This is a genomic window from Microbacterium sp. K41 (genome assembly GCF_004794395.1).
Taxonomy (GTDB): domain Bacteria; phylum Actinomycetota; class Actinomycetes; order Actinomycetales; family Microbacteriaceae; genus Microbacterium; species Microbacterium sufflavum.
On record NZ_SSDO01000484.1, the window covers coordinates 1 to 5,648 of the forward strand.

Consider the following 5,648-nt stretch of genomic DNA (forward strand, 5'->3'; position numbering starts at 1 on the left):
AGTGCTGCTCGGCGACCTCCCGGCCCTGCTGCCCGACGAGCTCACCCGGGCGCTCGACTACGCCTCGGCCCACCCGCGGGCCTTCGTGCCCGACGCGGAGGGCACCGGCACCGTGCTCGCGACCGCCCGCGCCGACGTACCGCTGCGGCCCTGCTTCGGCGACGACTCGGCCGCCGCGCACCGCGCTGCCGGGTTCGCCGAGGTGGGGTTCCCCGTGCTGAGCGGGCTGCGCCGCGACCTCGACCACGCCGATCACCTCCGAGCCGCCCGACGGTGCGGTCTCGGTCCGCGCACGGCGGCGCTCCTCGCCCCACGTCTCGTGCTGGCATCATGATGTCGTCGGCGCCGCGCATCGTGGTACTGGCGGGTGGCGTCGGCGGGTCGAAGTTCGTCGTCGGCGTGCGGGAGGCCGCCCGGCGGCGCTGGCCGGATGCCGCGGGCGGCACTCGTGCCGAGATCACCGTGGTCGTCAACACCGGTGACGACCTGTGGCTCAGCGGCTTGCGGCTGCAGCCCGACGTCGACTCGATGATCTACGCTCTCGCCGGCGTGAACGACACCGCGCGTGGGTGGGGGCGCACCGGGGAGAGCGAGCGGGTGGCCGCCGAACTGCACGCATGGGGTGCGGGGTGGCCGTGGTTCACCCTCGGCGACCTCGACCTCGGCGCCCACATCACGCGCACGGGCTGGCTTCGCGATGGTGCCACGGTGACCGAGGTCGTCGACCGGCTGGCGTCACGGTGGCCGCTCGGGGTGCGACTGTTGCCGATGACGGATGCGGAAGTCGACACGCACGTGACGGCGGCGCAGGGCCGGATGCACTTTCAGGAGTGGTGGACCAGGCACCGCGCGGCGATCCCGGTACAGGGCTTCGACTGGCCGGGAATCGAGCGGTCCGTGCCGGCGGCGGGTGTGCTGGACGCCCTCGTGGCAGCCGACGTGATTCTGCTCGCCCCGTCCAATCCTGTGGTTTCGATCGGTCCCGTCCTGACAGTGCCCGGCATCGCCGACGCGGTCAGAACGGCGTCAGGTTCCGTGGTCGGGGTGTCCCCGATCATCGCCGGCGCCCCCGTTCGCGGGATGGCCGATGCCTGTCTCGCCGCGGTCGGGATTTCGGCCACGGCTGATGCGGTGGGCCGCCACTACGGCCCGCGCGTGACTGGCGGGCTCCTCGATGCCTGGCTCATCGGTGAAGAGGACGCTTCCCTTGCTGCCGACCTCGGGACGGACGGCTTGCGCGCGCCGGTGCGGGCGCTCTGGATGCGTGACCTCGACACATCGGCTCGTCTCGCCGCGGACGCCTTCGATGTTGCGCTGGGCTCGGAATAGTGAGTCCTTGCGGGAACGACCACCATCGGCGGCACCCCGACCCTATTCTCGGCCGTCAGCTTTTCGAGTCCCCGCGTCGAAGACGGCGATGAGGTCCTGCTCGAGGTGCAGAGTCGTGGCGACCCGCATGATGGTGCTGAGTCTCGGATCCGCTAGGTGATCGACGTGGTACGTGCCCTGCTCTAGCGAACGGTACGTGGGGAGCGAGCATCCAACTTGTTCAGCGGCTTCTTCTTGGGAAAGAGCGTGTTGCTTGCGGTAGGCGGCGAGTTGCCGGGCGATGAGATCCAGCACTCGATGCGGCATAGGCGCCCTTTCGTGCGCGGCAAACCGCGAAGGTAGCACTTTACATCTTGGCAATCCAGAACTCATGCCTGCTGGATTCTCGATCGGAACGGAGCAGGATGGCCAGACCATTTGCGTTTGATTGCCCCGGCCAGGCTTGCCTCGTCTAGTAGGTGATCGAGGGGAGAATTCCGATGAAGAAGTTCAGGGTTGGATCAGCAGCTGGGGTGGCGGCTGTGCTGTCGGTGATGTGGGTTTCCCCAGCAGCGATCGCGGACGAAGAATCCACGGTAGACGTGGTCGCGAACGTTACTCCGGCGGATGTCACGGCGGCCATTGACACCCCGCTTCTCGACGGCGGTGAAAGCACCGTCACGATTGACCGGCTTACTGTCGATGTGTCCACCGAAGCCACCGACGGCGTCTCAATTTCAGCCGGGTCAGGGACGGCGACGATCGGCCTTCCATTCGCGGACGACGCTACCGCAGGTATCTCAACAGACCCAGGAACGGTGACGTACGACAACGGGAACGCGAGCAGCAGCGTCGTCCTCGTGCACGACACCGGATCCGTGCAGGTTGCGACAGTAATCGATACAGCAGCCGCGCCGACACGATATGACTATCCGATCGATCTTCCCGAAGCTTCGAGCCTCGTTCTCCAGGGTGGCGGCGGCGTGGCGGTGGTCGATGATGCAACTGGCGAGGTCCTGGGAAGCTTCGCGGCCCCCTGGGCGAAAGACGCAACGGGCAAGGACGTCCGCACCCGCTATGAGGTGGAAGGGCAGACGCTGACCCAAGTCGTGGAGCACAACACTAACTACCTCTATCCTGTGGTCGCCGATCCGACCTACACGACGTCGGTGATCTACCTCAGCAAGGCCCAGGTCGTCACCATGTACAACGGGCTCCACGGAATCAGCGGCGCATGTAGCGCCCTCCCGATTCCGTATCCGGCGAGTATCGCCTGCTTGGGTCTCGCCCCTGCGGCGCAGGTGGAGAAGGCATACTGGAACAAGTGGCGAATCAAGGTGACGTACTACAACTGCGGGTTCAACTACTGCAGCTACACGACGTATACGGCAGTCCCGTAGACCAAGAGGAGCATCATGCGCATCAAGGCACCGGCTGCCAAGGTCGGATATCTGCTCGTCGTGGGCGTCGGAATCACGCTCACCATGATCCCTCTCGCAGCCGTCAGCCTCTACCTCGGGTTCGCTTGGGCAGTGGTGTCTGTTCTTGCGGCCGTCGCAGTCGCAGCTCGCACGTTCCGCGGTCCCACGGAACTTGACGCCCCGCGTCCTTGGTGGAAGATGACGAGCACGCGCCGCAGCAGCATTCTGCTCGCCGTATTGTTCTTCCTTCAGGGAGTCGCCACGTCCGTGGGCGCGCTCACCGCACCGAGTCCGAGCCTGGCACTCATCGGCAGTGTGGTATCCCTGCTTCTTACTGCCCTCTACCTCAACTCCGCATGGAGGATCCACCCCATCGCGGTTTCCGCCTGACGCGTAGTCACGCATGAACCCGCTCATCAACTCCGCATGGAGGATTCATGCGGCCGTGCTCGATCGGACATAGACGTTCGGCGGAACCTCTGGCCGAAAGCCGCCAATATCGGCGTAATGAGTTGACCGTTTCCGTCATCTCTCACGTGGGAGCAGTGCTCGGCCGGATCACGGCGCGGGCCAGTCGGGCGGAGGGGCCTCATGAACGGTCGAAACGGAGTGAACCAGCTCTTCGAGGAGTTGGAAGTCGAATGCGGTGCCATGCTGGGCGGCCTCGCGGATCGGGTGTCGGTCCTGCTGGGCGTGGACATCGAGGTCGATGTGCTGGGCGAACGCGAGTGGGCGAGCATCCCGCCGTTCGCTCTCGTGAACGGCGACCGGGCACGGATCCCCGTCCGGGAGTCCGATCCACGCTGGTATCAGCTGCATGTGGTTGCCCATGAGCTCGCGCACCTGCTGTGCGGACACGCGCAGTGCGCGATGCTGCCGATGACTTTCGACGGTCCGCAGCGACCGGCCGCCGTAGACGTCGCCGCGTCGGACGTGCCGCGGCAGCAGGAGCGCGAAGCCGAAGAACTCGCGCGTCGGTTGAGCGCCTTCATGCTGGCCCCACGCTTCGAGCCGGTGCTCACGGTCGCCTGCTGATCCCGCTTCGGGTCGGGTCCCTCGAGTGACCCCGGTCACCGACCGAGGGCGGGTGTCATCGCCGCATCGAAGACGATCAGCGGACGATCGCTGTCGGGTCGAGAGAGCACCTCGGCCTCGACGTGCCACACGCGGGCGATGAGCTCACGGGTGAGCACGTCCTGCGGTGAACCGGCCGCCTGCACGTGACCGTCGGCGACCACGACGACGTGGTCGGCGAACGCCGCGGCGTGGTTGAGGTCGTGCAGCGCGGCGAGCACCGTCATCCCGTCACGGGCGAGGGTGCGCAGCAGCACGAGGGCGTCGAGCTGGGCGCGGATGTCGAGGTGGTTCGTCGGTTCGTCGCACAGCAGCAGCGCCGGTCGCTGAGCCAGTGCCCTGGCCAGATTCACGCGCTGGCGCTCGCCGCCCGAGAGGGTCGCCGCGTCGCGGTCTGCGAACTCTCGTGCGCCGGCGCGGGACATCGCGGCGTCCGTCGCATCGGCATCCGCCTCCCCGCCCTCGAACGACAGCCATCCGCGGTGCGGGAGGAGTCCGAGCCCGACGATGTCGCGTCCGGTCATGCCCTCGGCCGCCGACCACTCCTGCTCCACCAGGGCAACCCGCTGCGCCCGTGCCCTCCGCTGCATCTCGGTCAGGGACACGCCATCGAGCTCCAGGCTCTCGACCTCGCCGCGCAGTGTTCCGGCGATCAGGCGCAGCAGTGTGCTCTTGCCCGAGCCGTTCGGGCCGAGCAGGGCGGTGACCGAGCCGCCGGGAGCGGTGATGTGCATGCCGTCGATGATCACGCGGTCGCCGTGATCGAAGCGGATGCGGCGGGCATCGAGCCCGCTTCCGTCGTGCGCGGTCATGCGCGGGACTTCCGCATGCGCAGCATCAGCAGCGCGAACACCGGACCACCGATCAGCGCGGTGACGATGCCGACCGGGAGCTCGCGCGGCTCGAACACGGTGCGCGCGATGGTGTCGGCCCAGATGAGGAACACCGCCCCGGCGAGGAATGACACCGGGAGGAGAGCGCGATGCCGGGCGCCGACGACCGCACGAACGGCGTGCGGCAGGATCAGCCCGACGAAGCCGATCGATCCGCTCACCGCGACGAGCGCGCCGGTCAGCAGAGCGGCGCACACGAACAGGAGCACCCGCACGCGCGTGACCGGGATGCCCAGCGCCTCGGCGGCCGTGTCGCCGAGCACCAGGCTGTCGAGCGGGCGGGCCGAGGCCAGCAGCGGCACGGCGCACACGACCACCGCGACGCCGGCCAGCGCGGCATCCGACCAATCAGCGCCGCCGAGAGATCCGAGCAGCCAGCTGAGGATCTCGCGGTAACTGTCGTTGGTCGCGCTCCAGAAGATCACCAGGCTGGTCAGCGCGGCCAGAACCGCCGACACCGCGAGACCCGCGAGCACTACGGCCGTCGGCCCTGAGGAGCCGGCCGCGCGGGCCAGACCGAGGGCGAGGGCAAGAGCGAGCAGGGCGCCGGCGAAGGCGGCGAACGGCAGCGCCACCGCGGCACCCAGCACGATGACGATCACGGCGCCCGTCGAGGCTCCGGACGACAGGCCCAGCAGGTACGGGTCTGCCAATGGATTGCGGGTGAGCGCCTGCATCACGGCGCCGCACAGGGCAAGGCCGCCTCCCACCGCGGCGGCCGTGAGAACCCGGGGCACTCGTCCCTCCCAGATGATCGCGTCGCGGATGGGCGTGAGTCCGCTGGCTGCCCCGGTCAGGTGCGACCACACGCTCGCCACGAGCTCGGCAGGAGTGATGTCGGCCGGGCCGATGGCGACCGCAGCGACCACGGTGCCGGCCAGGGCGAGCAGCAGCACCGCGGTCGCCGAGGCCGCGCGCCCCCGTCGCCGTGCCGGGCGGACGACCGCGGTGC

7 protein-coding genes and 1 pseudogene are annotated in these 5,648 nt (G+C 68.4%); 5 read left to right on the forward strand and 3 right to left on the reverse strand.

Annotated elements, in window-relative coordinates; translation table 11 throughout:
- Together DW309_RS19770 and cofD are read left to right on the forward strand one after the other, a co-directional pair.
- A pseudogene (locus DW309_RS19770) lies at positions 1–334 on the forward strand (2-phospho-L-lactate guanylyltransferase); the annotation flags it as partial.
- Positions 334–1,329 (forward strand): 2-phospho-L-lactate transferase, encoded by a 996-nt coding sequence (gene cofD / locus DW309_RS16095; RefSeq protein ID WP_136045938.1) that lies wholly within the window; start codon positions 334–336, stop codon positions 1,327–1,329. The pseudogene DW309_RS19770 and the gene cofD, both read left to right, overlap by 1 nt.
- Positions 1,330–1,371: 42 nt before the next feature.
- On the opposite strand, the gene DW309_RS20240 is transcribed toward cofD, so the two are convergent.
- On the reverse strand, positions 1,372–1,746 hold the full coding sequence (locus DW309_RS20240) for a helix-turn-helix transcriptional regulator (protein WP_136045933.1): 375 nt from the start codon (positions 1,744–1,746) through the stop codon (positions 1,372–1,374).
- A gap of 62 nt (positions 1,747–1,808) precedes the next feature.
- Between DW309_RS20240 and DW309_RS16105 the strand changes: the two genes are divergently transcribed.
- The 3 genes from DW309_RS16105 to DW309_RS16115 all read left to right on the forward strand — a co-directional run bounded on the left by DW309_RS16105 (position 1,809) and on the right by DW309_RS16115 (position 3,764).
- Complete coding sequence (locus tag DW309_RS16105) at positions 1,809–2,708, forward strand: hypothetical protein (protein WP_136045934.1); 900 nt, start codon at positions 1,809–1,811, stop codon at positions 2,706–2,708.
- Between the two features lie 15 nt (positions 2,709–2,723).
- Entirely contained in the window at positions 2,724–3,119 is a 396-nt protein-coding gene (locus DW309_RS16110) for a hypothetical protein (RefSeq protein WP_136045935.1), read from the forward strand.
- Between the two features lie 219 nt (positions 3,120–3,338).
- Positions 3,339–3,764 (forward strand): ImmA/IrrE family metallo-endopeptidase, encoded by a 426-nt coding sequence (locus DW309_RS16115; protein WP_136045936.1) that lies wholly within the window; start codon positions 3,339–3,341, stop codon positions 3,762–3,764.
- Between the two features lie 35 nt (positions 3,765–3,799).
- Here the strand turns inward: DW309_RS16115 and DW309_RS16120 are convergent, their stop codons facing one another.
- Entirely contained in the window at positions 3,800–4,615 is an 816-nt protein-coding gene (locus DW309_RS16120; protein WP_136045937.1) for an ABC transporter ATP-binding protein, read from the reverse strand.
- The coding region (locus tag DW309_RS16125) for a putative F420-0 ABC transporter permease subunit (RefSeq protein ID WP_446724765.1) at positions 4,612–5,648 on the reverse strand (1,037 nt) is incomplete at its 5' end. The genes DW309_RS16120 and DW309_RS16125, both read right to left, overlap by 4 nt.

What these genes read in the sequence shown, in the direction of transcription:
- cofD (WP_136045938.1), top strand. Translation starts at nt 334, where the DNA reads ATGTCGTCGGCGCCGCGCATCGTGGTACTGGCGGGTGGCGTCGGCGGG.
- DW309_RS20240 (WP_136045933.1), bottom strand. Translation starts at nt 1,746, where the DNA reads ATGGTCTGGCCATCCTGCTCCGTTCCGATCGAGAATCCAGCAGGCATG.
- DW309_RS16105 (WP_136045934.1), top strand. Translation starts at nt 1,809, where the DNA reads ATGAAGAAGTTCAGGGTTGGATCAGCAGCTGGGGTGGCGGCTGTGCTG.
- DW309_RS16110 (WP_136045935.1), top strand. Translation starts at nt 2,724, where the DNA reads ATGCGCATCAAGGCACCGGCTGCCAAGGTCGGATATCTGCTCGTCGTG.
- DW309_RS16120 (WP_136045937.1), bottom strand. Translation starts at nt 4,615, where the DNA reads ATGACCGCGCACGACGGAAGCGGGCTCGATGCCCGCCGCATCCGCTTC.